The following is a 17,946-nucleotide window of genomic DNA, read 5'->3' as shown; positions in this document are numbered from 1 at the left end:
CTCTCAATTCATGAATACAGGCAAGGTAAAGTAAAATTGGCTACCTTGCCCTTTGCCTTTAGAGGTTGCCCAAATCTGCCCGCCTAGTTGTTGTGTTAATTGCCGACAAATCGCCAGCCCTAAACCGACTCCGCCCGCAGCTCGTCGCAGAAAGCCTTCTTCTTGGTGAAACCGCTCAAAAATGGTTTCTAACTGATTGGGTTCGATGCCACGTCCGCTATCTGCAATCTGAATTTGTAGCATCGACTGAGTTTGCTCCCGATTTGTGCGAATATTCACTTTCCTGACCTTCAGGGTAATAGTACCCGTTGGCGGTGTAAATTTACACGCATTATCCAACAGTTTGCTCAATAGTTGAAATAATGCTTCGCCATCAGCGATCGCCATTGGTAAATTGGGTGGCACATCCACGATAATCGTCGGTAAATCGCGAGGCTGGGAAGCCCCCTGGAGATGACTGACAGCCAGGGCGATCGCATCAGCTAGGTTAATTGGCTCCACTTGCCAGGTATTGAGATGACTTTCCAGGCGTGACAGCAGCAAGAAATCTTGAATCAGCCTGCGTAATCTCTCGGAATCAGCTAGTGCTGTTTCTACCATAGACTGTTGAAATTCCCAAGGCATATCGGGTTCTGCCTCTAGGCTTTCCAGGCAAACCTGAATTGTGGCTAGCGGTGTGCGTAATTCGTGCCCAACAATGGCAATCAGATTATTTTGGGTTTGTTTGATGGCGACTAGCTGCTGGTTGAGCTGCTGGAGGTTAACAAAAGCCTCTGCTTGGATCAACGCTAACCCGACTTGAGTGGCGATCGCTGCTAATAAATCGCGATCGCCTACCGACCAAAGGTGGGGACTGTCTCGGTGCAACTCCAGTACAGCCAAACATTGCTGCTGATAGCAAATCGGCACTAGCAGACAAGCCTGAATCTGAGCCTGCGCCAATTGTTTTTGCAGCGATGGGTGAGCTTGAATGCCAGAATCCTGAGTAATATCAGCGATCGCCACAATCTTTCCCCCTTTCAGCAGCGGCTGAAATTGGGGATGGGTCGCCAGATGCAAATTTTTGCGCCATAAACTAGACCCAATCAACTCTTGCGGTAGGCGATATATCAGACAGCGACATTCCGCAAACAACGGCGAAACTTCTCGCTTCGTCACCGACAAAATATCTTCCGGTTTGAGGGATTGGCGAATCGCCGCTGTAATCTTGTTGACTAAACGCTCTTGTCGCTCCTGTGCTACTATCCGGCGATAGGCTTTGACCTGTTTATACTGACCGGCTTGTAAATAGGTGACGAGGCGATCGATAAACAGTTGGGTATCCGGTTCTAAAGTAGATGCTTGGGATTGAACACTCTTGCGCAAAGCGGTTAGCTGATAATGTTGTTTTGCTTGTTTAATTTGGCTAGCTAGGTCAGGACGGTAGTGCCCAATCCGTCGCAGCAGCAATAGCGCTGCTTGGCGGCTGACGTCAGGGTCAAGCGTCCAGAAACCCCGAAATTGTCTGGCTGAATCCAGAGCGATCGCGTCTATGGGTGCAGCATACTCTCGACAAATCAGACAGGCGCTATACTGCTGTCCCACAATCACCAAATGCCATTCCTGAGCCAGTTCATCTGTTGGTTCTAGCCCAATCGTGGCGTAGGGTACAGCAGCTGAGGCAAAATCTGTTTCTGGAGCCGCTAAAATATACACCTGATCGGTGCATTCGGCAATTCGCCGATACCGTCCCGCTTCCTGACGGTAATACCTTTCCTGCTGGAAATTCGCAATCACCAGGGGTTGATCCGTCCCCGCTAAAACCAAGTCCTCCATCGCGTGGGAGATTGCGGTTAAGGCAGCCTTAAAATAAACTTGAGCTTTAATTTTGGGAAGTGATTGGAGTAAGTCCTGTAACAGAGAGTTAGAATTTTTCATTCCCCACACCTATTGAGGAAAACCGGTCACGATTTGCACAGGGGATACGGGAGTCTCGACCATGACCCCCTCCCGCCAGATGGCTTGGCTCAAATCCTTCAGACTAATATCGACTTGGGTTAAATCAATATCATGCAGAATGGTTCCTGACCAATTAACATTGATCACAATGGCATGAGCTAGCTGGGTGTGACTCAGATTTGCCCCTGCCAAATTTGCGCCTGTGAGGTTGGCATAGCTGAGATTTGCCCCTGCTAAATTTGCGCCTGTGAGGTTGGCATAGCTGAGATTTGCCCCTGCTAAATTTGCCTGACTCAAATCTGTAGACTGAAGCTTTGCTAACCTCAGATCTGCTTTACGCAAAACTGCTTGATGACAATCTGCTTGGCACAGATTTGCCCGAATCAGGTTCGCCTGCTCGCATCGGGTAGCAATTAACTTGGTCTGGCTGAGATCGGTTCGCCACAAAATTGCTTTGATTAACAAGGCTTCTGCTAAATTTGAACCTTTAAGGTTGACTTGAGCCAAGTTGCTATCACTCAAATCAGCTTGAGCCAAATTGATTCCGGACAGACAACATTCGCTCAGGTCGCTCAGTTGCATTTTTGTCTGACTAAAGTCGCGCTGACCCTGGCTATACCGTTGCAGTAACTCCCTAGTATCCATTAATTGGGGGTAAAACATCTTCTAAAACACAGATTTACTCAACGATTCGCACTGCATCAAAAATTTGTCGTTCCAGCAGTTCACCACGTCGCCAGCAATGGATGTAAAATTCTAGTTTTCATAGTTGTGTACTCCAAAGGAGGAATGAACAAATTGATTTAATTAAAATTTGTAAATTTATGTAAATAAATATAACAAAGGTTTGCAGCATTAGCAAATGTCTATCGAATTGTGAGCAGTTGAAGGTGGCTTCTGGCTAAATTGGTTCTCTTGGGGAGTAGGGGACTATTGACTATTAACTATGGACTATTGACTATGGACTATGGACTATTGACCAATGACAAATGACAAATGACAAATGACTCTTTTCAACTACATAGTTATCTTCGCCAAGCTGCACTAGTGTTGACAGCCAGCTTATTAATGCTATTGACAGCTTGTGGTACTATTGGGCTGCTACCAACTAGCCAGTTAGTGCAAAAAGCGATCGCACTGCAACTAGAACAAACTCAACAACAACTGAGTCAAAAACTGGATCTAGATTTCCAAGGCTTTGAGATTCAAAAGCTAGCAATTAGTGAGCAAAAACCCCTCACCATCGAGAATTTACCAGCTTTCCGGGTGCGGGGAAAGTATGACTTAACAATCAAATTACCCAAAAGACGCTTGACGCAACTGCAACAACCCTTTGAAGTTTATTTGCAAATTCAGCAAGAAGGTAAAAGTTGGCGACTGCTGTTACCCGAAAGGGTGGGAAAAAATACTGAACCAATTTGGCATAGCTATCTGATCCTCTAGGTAGATGTGCAACTAGAAAAACTATCACATAATTTCCGTATAATTGCCCAGGTATCGCCATTATCAAAGTAATAGTTTGATTGGGGGCAAGGAAAGATGTATATAAACTTTTTCATCAGTTCCATTGCCAGCATTGTCGTTGTGGTGCTGGTGTCTTTTGGTTTGCTGCAATGGTTGCACATACCCGCTGGTAGCTTTCTTGACTGGGTAATTGGTGGTGCAAGTTTTTGGTGGCTGTTGGTAATTGTTACCGTACCCTGGAATGTGCATTTTCAGGCTAAAGAAGTTTTAGCAGAAGCAGCGCAGTCGATAGAAAAAGGCATTCCTGTAGACGAGAAACAATTAAAGTATGTCAGGCTGTTGGCAAAGCGATCGCTCTGGGTAGCTTTAGCTTTACATTTATTTTCAGCTATTGGTCTTTATACCTTGGCGGCGACTGGTATTAGTACAGTAGGCTACATTAGTTCCGGTGCTGCGTTGTTATTAACTATTCTTCGTCCAGCCATCCGTGCTTATGAATATTTATATGCACGGTTAAGGATGATTCGCCAAGAATGGCAATATCCCCGTGAAGATATTATGGAACTGCGCGATCGCTTTTCTGTATTAGAACAAAAAGTGCAGCGCTTAGAAGAACAACTCGATGCAGAACAACCTTACTCAATTCCCGCAACTCAACAACGCTTTAGTGAAGAAACCCGCCGTGACTTAGCCAGAATCGCCGCCAACTTAGAAGAATTACGCGCGACAAATCAAACCGAACACTTAAGTCTATCTCGGGAAGCCAGAAATGCGATCGCCCAACTTTCTACCGATGGACAATTTCTCGATCATGTCCGCGAAATTATTCGATTTTTCAAGACAGCATAGTGGTAATTCGTAATTAGGGGTGAAACCCATAGGGGGATAGACACGCTAGCGCATCATCAACAGTTTGCGTAAAATTATGCTTCCACAAATACCGATAACACCAGCGCCAGCTTTTACACCGTATTCACTGGCGCTTTTATTGTGCTTTGCGTGTCAGTTGTCATTGGGCATTTGTCATATCATGTCCGAGTAATTTAGTTATGATTCCCACAATCTTTGCACCTTATTAGTAGCCTCATAATAGAGACTGTTAAACACGAGTAATTTAGTTATGATTCCCACAATCTTTGCACCCCACCCCTTAATCCCCTCCCCGCTTGCGGGGAGGGGAGACAAAGCGTCGCTTTGGCGGGGTGGGGTTCTTGCGATTTAGTAAGTAATCAACCGGACATGATATCAGTTATTCCCCTCATCCCCCTCATTCGACCAATTCCACAGAAAACACTTCCGCAAAGGACTGTGAGACATGAAAACGTACTTCTTCACAGGTAATTCCCGGAATCCATTCGGCTAAACTGGCTACAGGCTTATCAGCAATACCACAAGGAACAATCTGCCTAAAGCCTTTGAGATCGGGACAGACATTTAAAGCAAAGCCATGCATAGTAATCCAACGGCTAACTTTAATCCCAATGGCTGCAACTTTGCGTCCTTCTACCCAAACACCTGTAAATGAGGGTATGCGTTCACCTTGCAATCCATAAATTGCTAATACCCGAATTAATACTTCTTCTAGTTGGCGCAAGTACCAATGCAAATCTTTTTGATAGCGTTGCAGATTTAAAATTGGATACCCCACCAATTGACCGGGACAATGATAAGTAACTTCGCCACCGCGTTCGACTCTATATACATCAAAGTTACTTTTGTCAAGGTCAAATTTGAGAAATTCTAAAGTAGCTCCTTGTCCCAAGGTGTAGACGGGGGGATGTTCGAGCAGGATTAACACGTCATCCAGATTTGGATTGTTCAAGCGATCGCTCATCAGCGTTCTTTGCCATTCCAGAGCCTCTAAGTAAGGTAACAATCCTCGGTGATATAACAAACAACGATGCATAGACATTGGCTTATTACTACGGATGCCGCTAAAAATCAACTACTTGAGGGACAAAAAATATTGCAAGTCTCTGGGGGAGAGTCAACAAATGTCAAGCTATGCAAAGGATTTTAAAGGAACATCAACGGAACCAGCTAATAAAAGTACAAAGTGCTAGTTTGAATATATAACCTAACTGGTTCTAGGAGGAGTTCTCTGCAATAAGCATCACGCCACAACAACAAGAAGAAATGTACTGGCTGATGAAGTCTAAATAAATTGTTTGCATCAAAAACTGTAACATTCTCTATGCAAAGTCAGCGAACACCCCAGGAGAAAAAAGAACTACTCAATAGTCAGATAGAAATTGCTCCAACAGCAAAGGCAAGTCGGAGTGATGCTACTCAGACTCCTGAGCTTCAGGGTTTTCACTTAGGTAGTCAATTGATTGACAACTAGTTATATACCAACACAAACATAGAGAAAAATCACAAAGGAACGCGCAATAGCAAATTCAGATACACCAACAATGATGGTAGACGTATCGTTAGTACAGCAAAATACTTCAAATATTGTTTTGGCGGCAGTGATAGACCTTACCGCATTTCCGTTTCATACAAAACTAATTCACATCAAATAAATATTGAGCGGGAGAGTTTACATGAAGCTTGTCATCCACGGCAAAAATATAGAAATCACCGATGCGATTCGGGATTATGTGCATCAAAAGATAGAAAAGGCGGTTAATCATTTTCAAAACATCACAAACGAAGTGGATGTGCACCTTAGCGTAGCTCGCAATCCCCGAATTGCTTCTAATAGACAAGCGGCTGAAGTCACTATATATGCCAATGGTAGCGTCATCCGTGCCGAGGAAAGCAGCGAAAATTTATATGCCAGCATTGACTTGGTAGCAGATAAAATTGCCCGTCAATTGCGCAAATACAAAGAAAGACGACAAGATAAGAAGACTCAAACTCAACCAACTAACGAGGTAGTAGTACCAGAACCAGTAGTTGCAGATTTAATAGGCGATCGCACTCCCGAACTACCCAGTGAAGTCGTTCGCACTAAATATTTCTCCATGCCACCTATGACTGTTACAGAAGCTTTAGAACAGCTGCAACTGGTAGGTCATGATTTTTATATGTTCCTAAATTCGGAAACCGGTGAAATTAACGTAATTTATGAACGTAACCACGGCGGTTATGGAGTACTTCAACCCCGCCATAATAATGGCCACACCAACGGTCATAGTAAGAATGGCAAGACAGCCAATGCTAATTTTGCCACTACAGAAAAACCGTCTTTGAGCAAATGAGGGCTAGGGGCTAGGGCGTGTTTTCAAAGTCTTAGATCCCCCCTACCCCCCTTAAAAAGGGGGGCGAAAAGACTCTCAAAGTCCCCCTTTTTAAGGGCGTGCCTCAAAGTTGGCTTCGGTTAGATAAGCACTAGCGACGAAAAGACTCTCAAAGTCCCCCTTTTTAAGGGGGATTTAGGGGGATCGAGAAATTTAGAAGGCTAAACGAGTAGTTTGAAAACACGCCCTAGGGGATGAGGGGGATGAGGGGGATGAGGGAGACAAGGGAGATAAATAAGAAATGCCCCATGCCCAATGCCCAATGCCCCATGCCCTATTTAGCTGCGAGTTGTTGCAATGTTTTCAACGCTTCTTCAACGTGCCCTTGAAAATTAAACATTGAATCAAAGACATATTGCACAACTCCCTGTTGATCGATAACGTAAGTCACCCGTCCAGGGAACAAACCAAAGGCAGCGGTTGCACCGTATAGTTTCCGTACTTGGTCGCCTTTGTCACTTAAGAGCGTAAATTGTAGATTGTACTTCGCAGCAAATTTTTGATGGGACTCGCTAGAGTCACCACTGACACCAATCACTTCAGCGCCGGCGTTTTTAAACACTTCATACTGATCGCGAAAAGCGCAAGATTCAGCAGTACATCCTGGTGTATCGTCTTTGGGATAAAAATACAGAACTACAGCATTTTTGCCCCGAAAGTCTCTCAAGCTTACCGTTGAGTCGTTTTGGGCAGGTAAGCTGAAGTCAGGTGCAGTATCTCCTACTTTAACTGGCATGGGTATTAAAAAATTCCAAATTGATAATTGCACAAACAACTATTTTAATTGATTGCACGAGTTTCAATCCCTAATAGGGATTAATTGTAATTGCAATCTCAGTCGCCGCAGGGCTACCCCGGCTTTTCTATTGTGGCGTTTCAATCCCTAATAGGGATTAATTGTAAGTAGGTCAACATAATTAAATGTAAGATGTCATTGCGAGGAGGAACGACGAAGCAATCCCAGTCTTTGCGATTCTTTTAGCCATTTTATAAAGGCTTAATCCAAACGAGGAGGAACGACGAAGCAATCCCAGTCTTTGCGATTGCTTCGTTCCTCGCAATGACAAAACATATTATATTTATTTAGGTTGATCTACTTAATTGTAATTGCAATTTTTTGTTTAGTAGGAGATATGTGAAAGCTATATTTGGTTTCAATCCCTAATAGGGATTAATTGTAATTGCAATGGTGTGCCATAATCATTTTGTAAATACAGAAACGAGGTTTCAATCCCTAATAGGGATTAATTGTAATTGCAATGGCGAACTGCTCAAATGAGTATCAAGATAGACGAAGTTTCAATCCCTAATAGGGATTAATTGTAATTGCAATTCAAAAGCGATCGCCAGCGATGTTAGTACAATTGTTTCAATCCCTAATAGGGATTAATTGTAATTGCAATCGGATTTTTGTGTCGAAGGGTTTTGTTGTTTTCGGGTTTCAATCCCTAATAGGGATTAATTGTAATTGCAATAAAATATGAAAGCAGTACCGCCACACAAAGCCGAGTTTCAATCCCTAATAGGGATTAATTGTAATTGCAATTACCCATTGCAGATGCTTTGGCGTTTATTTCCTTGTTTCAATCCCTAATAGGGATTAATTGTAATTGCAATCTACGTTGACGGATGCATTCTCTACAATCCGTTCGTTTCAATCCCTAATAGGGATTAATTGTAATTGCAATTTGTTGTTCAAATCCTGCAATGAACAGTACTCAGAGGTTTCAATCCCTAATAGGGATTAATTGTAATTGCAATTATCTAGATTTCCTCTGTAAGGTCATGGGCAAAGTTTCAATCCCTAATAGGGATTAATTGTAATTGCAATGGATAGTATATTTGTAGAGCTTCTAGAAAAATGGGTTTCAATCCCTAATAGGGATTAATTGTAATTGCAATAATTGGCTTCCGGTTGCACACATGTCTAGTTCTAAGTATGTTTCAATCCCTAATAGGGATTAATTGTAATTGCAATCGTAGGATTTGTCATATTAGCCTTTGCTTTTTGGTTTCAATCCCTAATAGGGATTAATTGTAATTGCAATTCACCCCTTCCAATGGCGATTTACCAGTATCGGTTTCAATCCCTAATAGGGATTAATTGTAATTGCAATGTGAATCTGTCGAGTTGGAGTCTACCGGATTCAGTTTCAATCCCTAATAGGGATTAATTGTAATTGCAATTGTTGATGCGTTAAGCCTAGCAATACCTGATAGATGTTTCAATCCCTAATAGGGATTAATTGTAATTGCAATGCGTCTATGAGTTCACCTTTAGGTTTAGTTACCTGGTTTCAATCCCTAATAGGGATTAATTGTAATTGCAATATAAACGATTGAATGCTGATAAACTCAAATATGCTGGTTTCAATCCCTAATAGGGATTAATTGTAATTGCAATATATCCAAGTCATTAATGATGCTGATGAAAAGTTTAGTTTCAATCCCTAATAGGGATTAATTGTAATTGCAATGTGGTTTCTTTTTATGAGGAAATGGGAATAATAAGCAAGTTTCAATCCCTAATAGGGATTAATTGTAATTGCAATTTTTTACAAGAGCAGGAAGTAAAAGTGTTTGTAAAACGTTTCAATCCCTAATAGGGATTAATTGTAATTGCAATCGCCCGGAGTTGGAAGCATTGATATATTTGGTTTTCAAGGTACAGTTGCGTCAACCTGAAATCAAAGTAGCTTTTGGGGCATTGGTTTGTCAAGGGTGTCATGGCGAAAATCCTTCAAAAGCTTGTACAACAAGGGTTAGGGAATTTGCTTCAACCTCAAAATAGGTAAAAATGGTTCAAAACCAAAAGGGGTAAGCTTTTGAGGCGCAAAATTTTGCTGTTGCTGTCAAACACCTACTGATTGACGCAAAACTCCAGCCAAGAACAGTACTTACTAGCCAAGGTTCGTTTGCTTAATCCTTTACGATATTTTAACTTGTATGTTGGTCTAGAAACTTTCCTTGCTCGTCTGCAACAGCAGGAGTAATGTGTAGATCTTCAAAAGACAAATTTCCTGCTATGCGCCTGACTTCACTTGATGTTTTTCGTGGTATTACCATTGCTCTGATGATTCTCGTCAACATGGCGGGAGTAGCAGATGATGTCTATCCTCCCTTGGCTCATGCTGATTGGCACGGCTGCACGCCTACTGATTTGGTATTTCCCTTTTTTCTGTTTATTATCGGTGTGGCGATGACATTTTCGCTGTCAAAGTACACTGAAGGTGAAAAACCCCAATCGGCTGTTTACTGGCGGATTTTGCGCCGCGCTGCGATTCTCTTTGCTTTGGGTTTGCTACTCAACGGTTTTTGGAATCAGGGGATTTGGACTTTCGATTTGAGCAGTATTCGGCTGATGGGAGTACTACAAAGAATCAGTCTCGCTTATCTATTTGCTTCCTTAACAGTCCTCAAGTTACCGCGTAAAGGTCAATGGATATTGGCGGCTGTACTACTCATCGGCTATTGGTTGGCGATGATGTATGTACCTGTACCTGGTTATGGTTCGGGAGTTTTGACGCGGTCAGGAAATTTTGGCGCTTATGTTGATAGATTAATTATACCGAAAGTTCATCTGTATAAAGGTGATGGGTTCAATTTCCTGGGCGACCCTGAAGGACTTTTCAGTACTATTCCGGCTATTGTCAGCGTATTAGCTGGCTATTTTTCTGGGCAATGGATACGCTCGCAGCCTGTACAATCACGTACGAGTATTGGTTTGGCGTTATTTGGCGTTGGCTGCTTAATTGTTGGTTGGGCGTGGGGGTGGACATTTCCAATTAACAAAAAAATCTGGACGAGTTCCTATGTTGTGTTTACCAGTGGTTGGGCGTTGCTGTTGCTAGCTGCTTGTTACGAACTTATCGAAGTGCGGCGGATAAAGCGCTGGAGTAAACCATTTGAAATTATGGGCTTAAATGCGATCGCTCTTTTCGTGGCGTCGGTTTTATTGATTAAAATCTTAGTTAAAACCAACATCGGTACTGGTGAAAAAGCCCCCAGCACCTACAATTGGATTTACCAGAATGTTTTTGCTTCTTGGGCTGGAACCTTCAACGGTTCATTTTTATTTGCGCTTGTTACCGTCCTTTTATGGTTGCTCGTTGCAATAATTATGTATCGCCAACGCTGGTTTCTCAAAGTTTAGGAGTAATTTTTGCCTTGTCTACTTACTCTTCTTCCACATTAAAATCTACCTTATCGTAAATATCCGCCAGAGTAATTTGAAAAGAAACAGAAGCCAGGGATAAAATTACATCGCCATCTTCATATTCCGAAAATATCCATTTATTATTTTCGGTTTTAAAGTATTGTTCAACATGCATCTTATATTGGTCAATTAGAACATACTCTTGAAAGCTAGGAATTGTCCGATAAGCTGCAAACTTTTCATCTCTGTCATAACTTTTGGTGGATTTTGATAACACCTCAGCAATAAATACTGGATTTATCAACGTATCTCTTCTTCCTTCCTTATACTCCAAAGGAGTTTTGACGATCATCACATCAGGGTAAGTGTGAATTTGCCTGTTAGGAATCCATAGACGCTGGTCGGTATAATACACTTCATAAGGCTGACGCTTGAGAGCAAAAAGAATTGCAGCGTACAAGTTACCAGCAAGTTTGTTGTGATTTGGTGTTCCACCTGTCATAGGGATAATTTGCCCATCAATATATTCATGGCGTTCCTCAGAATTAACCTCTAATTCAAGGTATTCTTCAGGTGAATAATATCGTTGTGTCTGTGCAATAGTCATTGGATTTCACCTAACCTAATACTTCCACTTCTTCGGCAGCATTAATTTGGTCAAGAATTCCCCAAATTTCTTGTAACATTGTATCTAAGCCAATGCGGGTGACTGCTGAAATTAAGAAAACCTTAGCGAAGGAACGATGATTTAATTCAGTAGCTAATGCCTCTAAATCTACCGTTTCCCGGTCAACTGCATCAATTTTATTCAGTGCTAAAATTTGCGGACGTTCTGCTAAACCTCTTCCGTAGGCTTGTAATTCTTGCTGAATTGTCATGAAGTCACCCACCACATCTTCACTTGTAGCATCAACTAAGTGTAGCAGCACCCTTGTGCGTTCAATGTGGCGTAAAAAATCGTGTCCTAAACCCGCCCCATGAGAAGCCCCTTCAATCAATCCGGGAATATCAGCAAAAACTGTACCATCCCCACTAGGTTTACGAACTACACCTAAATTTGGTATTAGGGTAGTAAAAGGATAGTCAGCGATTTTCGGGCGTGCGGCGGAGAGTGATGAAATTAAGGTAGATTTACCAGCATTTGGTAAGCCAATAATTCCCACCTCAGCCAAAAGTTTCAATTCCAAGCGCAGCACTTTCATTTCTCCTGGTAGTCCAGGGAGGGCGTATTCTGGGGCGCGGTTACGGTTACTCAAGAAATGCTGATTTCCCAATCCACCTTTACCGCCTTCAGCCACCCGAAAACGTTGTCCAGGTGCGGTTAAATCTTCTAGTAAAGCGCCTGTTGAGGCATCATAAATAGCAGTACCACAAGGAACTTCGACAATTAAATCTTTGCCATTTGCGCCAGTACAATTATTTGGGCCGCCACGTTCGCCGTTTTCTGCTTTAAACAGGTGGTTATAGCGGAAATCTAGCAAAGTTTGCAGGTTTTCCACAGCCACAAAAATTATTGAACCACCTCTTCCGCCATTACCACCAGAAGGGCCACCAGCGGGGACATATTTCTCACGGCGAAAGGCGACAATTCCATCGCCGCCTTTACCAGCTTCTACTTCAATTACTGCTTGATCGATAAATTGCATAGTTAGTCAATAGTCATTTGTCATTGGTCAATAGTCAATGGTCAATGGTCAGTTGTCAGTTGTCAGTTGTCCTTGATGATTTTTGTGCATCATCCGCAGGGTAACGCAATCAACGTCGCTCATGCTGCGCTCACACCAGTGCTAGACCAAGGAGAATTAATGACCAATGACTAATGACCAATGACTAATGACTATTAACTAAATATATGGTGAAATATCCTCTCCACAGTCATCTGCCAAATAGGAGAGGGCGCGAAAACGTAAACCTACCATTTGTTCATACAGGGGGTTAATTTTACATAATGGCGGAATATGCACGATTTTGCGTCCAAATAGCTTGACATCCCGTTCAAAGGGACATTGGGACGGAATCATTTTACATAAAAAGCGAGCAACTCTAGGGTCTTGAATATCAAGTCTATCTAACCAATCGCGTACGGGGTTGAGTGCATCATGGGGCGGGACATGGGGCCCAATTGTGATGGAAGGTTGGGCGGATGCGTCTTTTTGGAGGAAACCTTCTATCGCCGGATCTAGATGTTCTGTGTGTTCTAGGGTGTGGCGCAGGGCTTCAATTAAGTCCTTTGGTTCTCCTAGGGCTTGGCACAACTGTTGCAAAACTTGGTCTTCACTGGGAGAATATATTCCATCGGCGATCGCGACCATGACTGCTGTGCGTAAGAAATTTTCCGCTGCTGATGTCCCTTTACCCAAAATTGCGGCTAATTCCTCTGGTGTGATCACTTCCAGCGAATCAAAGTTAATGCTGGGAGCTAATTCGTTTTCGGTGATACTAGCAATCAATTGCTGTTCATGAGGGTCAAAGTCACCATCTGCTAAAGCAATAGTGAGCAATCCACGCAACCAAGCGGCTACTTGTTCACTACTGTAGGGGGATTGAACGACACTTTTCATAAACTCATACCTCAAGCTGTCCTCAGTCCATACAGTACATAGTAAGCTACCTTCAAGGAAACTAAACTGCTACATATTTAACTTTAGCGGCTGTGATAATTGGTTTTTTCAGCCCTAGAGAGAAAATAAATGTATGAACAGGGAAAAAGAATTTTTAAAATTTCCGAGCTTATTAAAAAAAGATTGAGAATATTTCTACTTAAACTCTCTAGAGTTAAGTTAGTTTTTGTAGGTTTATAGTCTCAAAAAGCAGATTAGATCTGACTCTAACCTCAATTTACTGTGGTTATTGCAGAAAATATTACATCTTTGATACAATCATTGTTGCAAATCTCTCTCAGATGGCTGGCATAAACAGCAATTTTCTGCAACTCTGTACAAAACTACCTCAAGTAGCATCCGGAAATTCATATATTTGGGATGGCTTCAAGATGTGATCTGAAATATTTCCTGTTTTATTACTAAGCATCAGATTGCGATTAACTTCAAATATCTTAGGTAGGAATATAATGATGTTTTTTTTCGGTATTGAACATGAAGTTGCTTTCCTGAATCAAGCAGGAAAGTTTGCTGATTTTGAAAATACAAAGTTTGCTGATTTTAGCCAAATTGTCGAAAGGTTACCGACATACCCCAATGATTATGGACAATTACGGGTTGGGGATGCTGGAATTAAAACAAAAAGATGGTATATTGAGGGGTTTGAAAGATTTGCTGACTCTGATAAGGTAATTGACTGCTTACCTAAAGGTATCGAAATTAGAACTACTATACACTCTGATATTCAAGGTGCAATTAATGAATTATCAGCAAGTTTTCTCTTACTACGCGATGTCGCTGCTGATTATGGTTTCTTACCTGTATTGACTAGTTTTAATCCCTACAAAATTGTTTTTGAACCGCAACCACCATTAAATGATTATGAGAAAAAATATCTCCAAGCTTATCCTGATGAACATACTGCTAATATTTACATGGTGACATACGGCCCAGATTTAAATATTTCCGTAGCAGATTTGTCGGGAGAAAAGCTAATTGATATTGGTAAAAAGTTGACTTATTACAGCCCCTATATAGTTCCTTTTAGTTATAGTGCGCCTTTTTATGATGGCGGTTTGTGGTCAGGACTTTCGGTGAGAACTTTTGTCAGAACTGGGAAAAGGTCAGCAACGTTGGTTTTTGTTGAAACAGCAGAACAAATTATTTCGAGTGTTCCTTCTTTGACAAAAGTTGCACGCATCCCAGCCGAAGTGGGTCGCATTGAATTTAAGGCTTTTGATAGCTGTGATGACTTTTCACTTTATGCAGCTTTGTTAGCTTTGTTAAAAGGCTTAGTTTTAGATGAATCTTTGTTAGGTAGAGCGACTATTCCCGATGCAGGTTTACACCAAGTTTCCGCCAAAGCAGGATTTGATAATGAAGAGATATTTTTGGCTGCAACTCAGGTGTTACAAGCGGCAGAATTTGCTCTAAAAGATGACCCCGATCGAGATTTATTAATGCCTCTGAAAGTTAAATTGAATAAACGAGAAACACCATCTCAACAACTAATCCAAGATTATCAGCAATTAGGTTCTATAGAAGCAGTATTGAAGAATACTTACTCTCAATTTAGAGTTTGAGTCTCAAATATCAGACCAAATCTTGATAAAATTTTGCTGCTACATAGCTAAGCTGCGATGCATCTAATTTGTATATAAGACGCGCGCAAGAAGCCCGCACTACAATTATTTTGCGTTTTTGACTTATATAATTTAGCTGCACATCAGCTTAGTAGAGACTTTTGATGAAACGTCTCTACTAGAAGATTTGCTGTATTTTACTTCCGAAAGTATATAATTACAAACTCGTTAATACCTGAGCTAGTTCTTGAGATAAATCAGTTTGATTATTTTGGCATCTAGTAAATAAAACTCCAGCCAAAAAGTAATATTCACCAGAATAAAATGCCATTTTGTGTTTCCGCAATTCTTCAATGTGCTGTTTAACTTTTGGCTCGGAGCTATAATGACCAAATTTGAGCGGGAGAACGACAAAATTGTTCACTGTATATCCATAATCTTTTGCCTGTTCTATGGTACTATTAGGGTTAGAATAACTAGAAATTAAAACTAGCACGTTTTCATAACCCAAAGACAACAGATTATTGGTGACTGTAGCGCCATCTATGCCACCAAATAATAATGGCATATAAATATCTGGATCTGGTGCAGGGAGATAGGGCGGATTAGCGACGAGATATTTAGCTTCAGGTTTATCAGATTTAAAGAGACAGGAATTATTGATGATATATTTGTCGGTGAGGTTATATTCATCAATGGTTAAATTTGCAGCTTTCCAAGCAGAGGTATTTAATTCAAATCCCTGGATGACTCCCTCAAATTTATTTCTCAGTAAGGAGTTGATGACTGGGCTACCATCGCCGGAACCAAATTCAACAATTGACTCAGGATTTTGGCAATTTCTCAAAACTAAGTTTTCTAAACAATTTGAGTAGAAATTAGATTCTTCTGGGCAGAAAAATATTTCTTTCATGTGACCTCAATTTAAATTTAATGTAGAATCAATTAGATTTAGGCAGCAAGAACCGCTTCTTTAGCGATCGCATCATCACTAAAGAAAGCCTTGTCTGTTGAAGATTGGGAATCCTACTAGCTATTTTTCTTGTTCGCGTATTGAACGAACTACAGCTTGCGCAGCGCGATCGCCCATGAGTTTTTCTTGGTCATACCCCAGTACCAATTCCCACGCCTCATTGGGGTACTGTTCGGCTAAAGCTAAAGCCACATCATCCAACATCCAACGACCGTGGCGTTCGTCTTCTTTGATGTGCAATTCCCAATAACCCATCGCCGCCGCTGACAGTCCCAGTCGTTGCGCTGCTGTGAGATAATTTCTGTATGCTGCGGGGCCAGCTACTTCAAAATAGGTTAATGCACCACTGTAACGGAGAAAATAGCGTTTACGCTCTGTGGTTAAGAAGTTATGGTTATCACAAGCTAAAACTTCCCAAGGTACTAAATCAAAATATGCTTCTGGTTGGGTATTCATCCCAAACTCAGCTAGCATTTGGGCAAAAAATGTTGAATGCTTGCGAGATAAGCGACCGTTGCCGTATTCTTCTAAAAATACTCGGACTAGGGTACACTGCACTTCATTCGCCGCACCGCCTAAAATAGAGGTCATCCGACTACCTTCTACTAAGCCATCAAAGGAACCAATGGCTAGTAAGTGACGGTAACCTGCTTCACTCATTTCTTCACGAATGTAGCGACTATCCGGTGATAAAGGCGGATCGACATCGACAGTGGCGCGTTCAATCAGTGCTTGTTTCACATCTAATTGTTGCAATGCTGAGACATCGATTTGTGATAGTTCCCACTCTTGCCAAGCCGCTTCAATTTTGTTACGACATGATAACAAATAAAGCGATCGCTCATTTTCATAGTGCCGCAAATCGTCATACCAAAAAAACTTTAGCCGATTAATTCGGTACAGTATTCTTTGCAGAAATCGATGAGCCTGTTTATCACCACAGCCGTTTCCATAAGCAGCAATTATTGCTGTTGATAAGGTCTGTTCAAAGTCCCAGACTTTGCTAGCGTCTTCTTCCAGTTGATTATCTAAATTTTCTGTAGCTAGCAGCTCTATAAATTGCTGTTCAGCATTCTTATACTTGGTAGCTGTTTTTTGGGCTATTTGTGTAGTATTCCCTGTACCTTTCAGGTTGGGGAACATAACCAGATTGTTTTGCATGGAATATTAGGTAGCCTTGCCAAGATGTGAAAAAAAATTTCATCTCATATACTTAAATTTCCACATTTGTAGCTTTGTTTACCTCTTTCTCTGGTTATAAAGAAAAATTAAGCCTTGCGGGGCATATCATTATCGAAAAGTTGATAAATATGTCAAAAGATTGAGAAATAAACTGCATAATCTATTTTGTAACTATTCCTTTAATTGAGTGAGTACTTTATTCAAGTTCGATAAAGAATTGTATTAGTTTGAGAACTGCTACCTTTGTGTGCCCGTATACTGAAGGTATTCCTCAATTAGCGTGCAGATTGCACATATGGAGGCTCCAAAATGGTTCATACATACGAGGTTTTGGTAGATATTAAGGAATTTGCCGATAAAACGGATAATACTTATCAACGCGGAACGACAAGATACGAAATTGATGCTCCTTCAAAAGAAAAAGCTGATGGTATGGCATTCCAGAAAGCTAAAAACGAGCATCCACATGGCACTGAATATGATGTTAGGGTAACAAGGCTGCTCAAATAAAGCCATTGTGCATAAGTTGTAAATTCACTAATTAATATAAAGTACAAAACCGCCCTCGATTGTTTGGGGGCGGTTGAAATGTGGGAATTGATTTTCTATTTGAGTTTTGCGATCGCTTCGCTGATATCTATGGAGGTTTCATAATCTTGATAAGGTATCTTTTTCAACACCCGCAGCACTTTCTCGTCGAAACCTTTCTCTTCTGCGTTCTTAATTAAGTCTTTTTTGCTAATTGGATAATTAAGTTCGTTCAAGCTTTTATTTAGTTGTACCGAGTTTACTGTACTCATCATGG

Annotated in this window: 17 protein-coding genes and 1 CRISPR repeat array; of the genes, 7 read left to right on the top strand and 10 right to left on the bottom strand. The window is 41.4% G+C overall.

Annotated features, from left to right (window positions below):
- Positions 1–3: 3 nt before the first annotated feature.
- Positions 4–1,917, bottom strand: coding sequence for a DICT sensory domain-containing protein (locus tag AACU32_RS11545; protein ID WP_096599697.1), 1,914 nt, complete (start codon positions 1,915–1,917; stop codon positions 4–6).
- Between the two features lie 9 nt (positions 1,918–1,926).
- The gene (locus AACU32_RS11540) at positions 1,927–2,601 is read right to left on the bottom strand and encodes a pentapeptide repeat-containing protein (protein ID WP_339377784.1); all 675 of its coding nucleotides are present in this window, start codon (positions 2,599–2,601) and stop codon (positions 1,927–1,929) included.
- A 333-nt stretch (positions 2,602–2,934) separates the two neighbouring features.
- On the opposite strand from AACU32_RS11540, the gene AACU32_RS11535 reads away from it, so the two are divergent.
- The gene (locus tag AACU32_RS11535) at positions 2,935–3,381 is read left to right on the top strand and encodes a hypothetical protein (protein ID WP_096599696.1); all 447 of its coding nucleotides are present in this window, start codon (positions 2,935–2,937) and stop codon (positions 3,379–3,381) included.
- Between the two features lie 96 nt (positions 3,382–3,477).
- Positions 3,478–4,251, top strand: a complete 774-nt coding sequence (locus AACU32_RS11530) for a hypothetical protein (protein WP_096599695.1) — start codon at positions 3,478–3,480, stop codon at positions 4,249–4,251.
- 418 nt (positions 4,252–4,669) lie between these two features.
- Here the strand turns inward: AACU32_RS11530 and lipB are convergent, their stop codons facing one another.
- Positions 4,670–5,314, bottom strand: coding sequence for a lipoyl(octanoyl) transferase LipB (gene lipB, locus AACU32_RS11525; protein WP_096599694.1), 645 nt, complete (start codon positions 5,312–5,314; stop codon positions 4,670–4,672).
- A gap of 282 nt (positions 5,315–5,596) precedes the next feature.
- Between lipB and AACU32_RS11520 the strand changes: the two genes are divergently transcribed.
- Both AACU32_RS11520 and hpf read left to right on the top strand, forming a co-directional pair.
- Positions 5,597–5,746: a hypothetical protein gene (locus tag AACU32_RS11520; RefSeq protein ID WP_339377783.1), complete on the top strand. Its 150-nt coding sequence runs from the start codon at positions 5,597–5,599 to the stop codon at positions 5,744–5,746.
- Between the two features lie 202 nt (positions 5,747–5,948).
- On the top strand, positions 5,949–6,608 hold the full coding sequence (gene hpf / locus AACU32_RS11515) for a ribosome hibernation-promoting factor, HPF/YfiA family (protein WP_096599693.1): 660 nt from the start codon (positions 5,949–5,951) through the stop codon (positions 6,606–6,608).
- A gap of 313 nt (positions 6,609–6,921) precedes the next feature.
- Here the strand turns inward: hpf and AACU32_RS11510 are convergent, their stop codons facing one another.
- A complete protein-coding gene (locus AACU32_RS11510) occupies positions 6,922–7,383 on the bottom strand; it encodes a peroxiredoxin (RefSeq protein WP_096599692.1) in 462 nt (153 codons plus the stop codon).
- A gap of 414 nt (positions 7,384–7,797) precedes the next feature.
- Positions 7,798–9,273: a CRISPR direct-repeat array (repeat unit 37 nt; unit sequence GTTTCAATCCCTAATAGGGATTAATTGTAATTGCAAT).
- A gap of 399 nt (positions 9,274–9,672) precedes the next feature.
- Here AACU32_RS11510 and AACU32_RS11505 point away from each other — a divergent pair.
- Positions 9,673–10,800, top strand: a complete 1,128-nt coding sequence (locus AACU32_RS11505; protein WP_096599691.1) for an acyltransferase family protein — start codon at positions 9,673–9,675, stop codon at positions 10,798–10,800.
- 22 nt (positions 10,801–10,822) lie between these two features.
- Here the strand turns inward: AACU32_RS11505 and AACU32_RS11500 are convergent, their stop codons facing one another.
- From AACU32_RS11500 to AACU32_RS11490, 3 genes are all read right to left on the bottom strand, one after another.
- Positions 10,823–11,410, bottom strand: a complete 588-nt coding sequence (locus AACU32_RS11500; protein ID WP_096599690.1) for a Uma2 family endonuclease — start codon at positions 11,408–11,410, stop codon at positions 10,823–10,825.
- A 10-nt stretch (positions 11,411–11,420) separates the two neighbouring features.
- Positions 11,421–12,449, bottom strand: coding sequence for a GTPase ObgE (gene obgE / locus AACU32_RS11495; protein ID WP_096599689.1), 1,029 nt, complete (start codon positions 12,447–12,449; stop codon positions 11,421–11,423).
- Between the two features lie 198 nt (positions 12,450–12,647).
- The gene (locus tag AACU32_RS11490) at positions 12,648–13,364 is read right to left on the bottom strand and encodes a Mo-dependent nitrogenase C-terminal domain-containing protein (protein WP_096599688.1); all 717 of its coding nucleotides are present in this window, start codon (positions 13,362–13,364) and stop codon (positions 12,648–12,650) included.
- Between the two features lie 512 nt (positions 13,365–13,876).
- Between AACU32_RS11490 and AACU32_RS11485 the strand changes: the two genes are divergently transcribed.
- Complete coding sequence (locus AACU32_RS11485; protein ID WP_339378679.1) at positions 13,877–14,986, top strand: glutamate--cysteine ligase; 1,110 nt, start codon at positions 13,877–13,879, stop codon at positions 14,984–14,986.
- A 217-nt stretch (positions 14,987–15,203) separates the two neighbouring features.
- Here the strand turns inward: AACU32_RS11485 and AACU32_RS11480 are convergent, their stop codons facing one another.
- Both AACU32_RS11480 and AACU32_RS11475 read right to left on the bottom strand, forming a co-directional pair.
- A complete protein-coding gene (locus AACU32_RS11480) occupies positions 15,204–15,899 on the bottom strand; it encodes a class I SAM-dependent methyltransferase (RefSeq protein ID WP_096599686.1) in 696 nt (231 codons plus the stop codon).
- 120 nt (positions 15,900–16,019) lie between these two features.
- Entirely contained in the window at positions 16,020–17,120 is a 1,101-nt protein-coding gene (locus tag AACU32_RS11475; RefSeq protein WP_096599685.1) for an iron-containing redox enzyme family protein, read from the bottom strand.
- A 330-nt stretch (positions 17,121–17,450) separates the two neighbouring features.
- Between AACU32_RS11475 and AACU32_RS11470 the strand changes: the two genes are divergently transcribed.
- Positions 17,451–17,651: a hypothetical protein gene (locus AACU32_RS11470; RefSeq protein ID WP_096599684.1), complete on the top strand. Its 201-nt coding sequence runs from the start codon at positions 17,451–17,453 to the stop codon at positions 17,649–17,651.
- A 95-nt stretch (positions 17,652–17,746) separates the two neighbouring features.
- On the opposite strand, the gene AACU32_RS11465 is transcribed toward AACU32_RS11470, so the two are convergent.
- Positions 17,747–17,944, bottom strand: coding sequence for a DUF2795 domain-containing protein (locus tag AACU32_RS11465; protein ID WP_339377782.1), 198 nt, complete (start codon positions 17,942–17,944; stop codon positions 17,747–17,749).
- Between the last annotated feature and the right edge of the window lie 2 nt (positions 17,945–17,946).

The sequence above is a fragment of the Calothrix sp. NIES-2100 genome (assembly GCF_963875285.1).
Classification (GTDB): domain Bacteria; phylum Cyanobacteriota; class Cyanobacteriia; order Cyanobacteriales; family Nostocaceae; genus Aulosira.
This window is presented reverse-complemented; position numbering and strand designations above follow the sequence as displayed.

What these genes read in the sequence shown, in the direction of transcription:
- AACU32_RS11545 (WP_096599697.1), bottom strand. Translation starts at nt 1,917, where the DNA reads ATGAAAAATTCTAACTCTCTGTTACAGGACTTACTCCAATCACTTCCC.
- AACU32_RS11490 (WP_096599688.1), bottom strand. Translation starts at nt 13,364, where the DNA reads ATGAAAAGTGTCGTTCAATCCCCCTACAGTAGTGAACAAGTAGCCGCT.
- AACU32_RS11505 (WP_096599691.1), top strand. Translation starts at nt 9,673, where the DNA reads ATGCGCCTGACTTCACTTGATGTTTTTCGTGGTATTACCATTGCTCTG.
- AACU32_RS11510 (WP_096599692.1), bottom strand. Translation starts at nt 7,383, where the DNA reads ATGCCAGTTAAAGTAGGAGATACTGCACCTGACTTCAGCTTACCTGCC.
- AACU32_RS11470 (WP_096599684.1), top strand. Translation starts at nt 17,451, where the DNA reads ATGGTTCATACATACGAGGTTTTGGTAGATATTAAGGAATTTGCCGAT.
- AACU32_RS11500 (WP_096599690.1), bottom strand. Translation starts at nt 11,410, where the DNA reads ATGACTATTGCACAGACACAACGATATTATTCACCTGAAGAATACCTT.
- hpf (WP_096599693.1), top strand. Translation starts at nt 5,949, where the DNA reads ATGAAGCTTGTCATCCACGGCAAAAATATAGAAATCACCGATGCGATT.
- AACU32_RS11540 (WP_339377784.1), bottom strand. Translation starts at nt 2,601, where the DNA reads ATGTTTTACCCCCAATTAATGGATACTAGGGAGTTACTGCAACGGTAT.
- lipB (WP_096599694.1), bottom strand. Translation starts at nt 5,314, where the DNA reads ATGTCTATGCATCGTTGTTTGTTATATCACCGAGGATTGTTACCTTAC.
- obgE (WP_096599689.1), bottom strand. Translation starts at nt 12,449, where the DNA reads ATGCAATTTATCGATCAAGCAGTAATTGAAGTAGAAGCTGGTAAAGGC.
- AACU32_RS11520 (WP_339377783.1), top strand. Translation starts at nt 5,597, where the DNA reads ATGCAAAGTCAGCGAACACCCCAGGAGAAAAAAGAACTACTCAATAGT.
- AACU32_RS11480 (WP_096599686.1), bottom strand. Translation starts at nt 15,899, where the DNA reads ATGAAAGAAATATTTTTCTGCCCAGAAGAATCTAATTTCTACTCAAAT.
- AACU32_RS11535 (WP_096599696.1), top strand. Translation starts at nt 2,935, where the DNA reads ATGACAAATGACTCTTTTCAACTACATAGTTATCTTCGCCAAGCTGCA.
- AACU32_RS11485 (WP_339378679.1), top strand. Translation starts at nt 13,877, where the DNA reads ATGTTTTTTTTCGGTATTGAACATGAAGTTGCTTTCCTGAATCAAGCA.
- AACU32_RS11475 (WP_096599685.1), bottom strand. Translation starts at nt 17,120, where the DNA reads ATGCAAAACAATCTGGTTATGTTCCCCAACCTGAAAGGTACAGGGAAT.
- AACU32_RS11530 (WP_096599695.1), top strand. Translation starts at nt 3,478, where the DNA reads ATGTATATAAACTTTTTCATCAGTTCCATTGCCAGCATTGTCGTTGTG.
- AACU32_RS11465 (WP_339377782.1), bottom strand. Translation starts at nt 17,944, where the DNA reads ATGATGAGTACAGTAAACTCGGTACAACTAAATAAAAGCTTGAACGAA.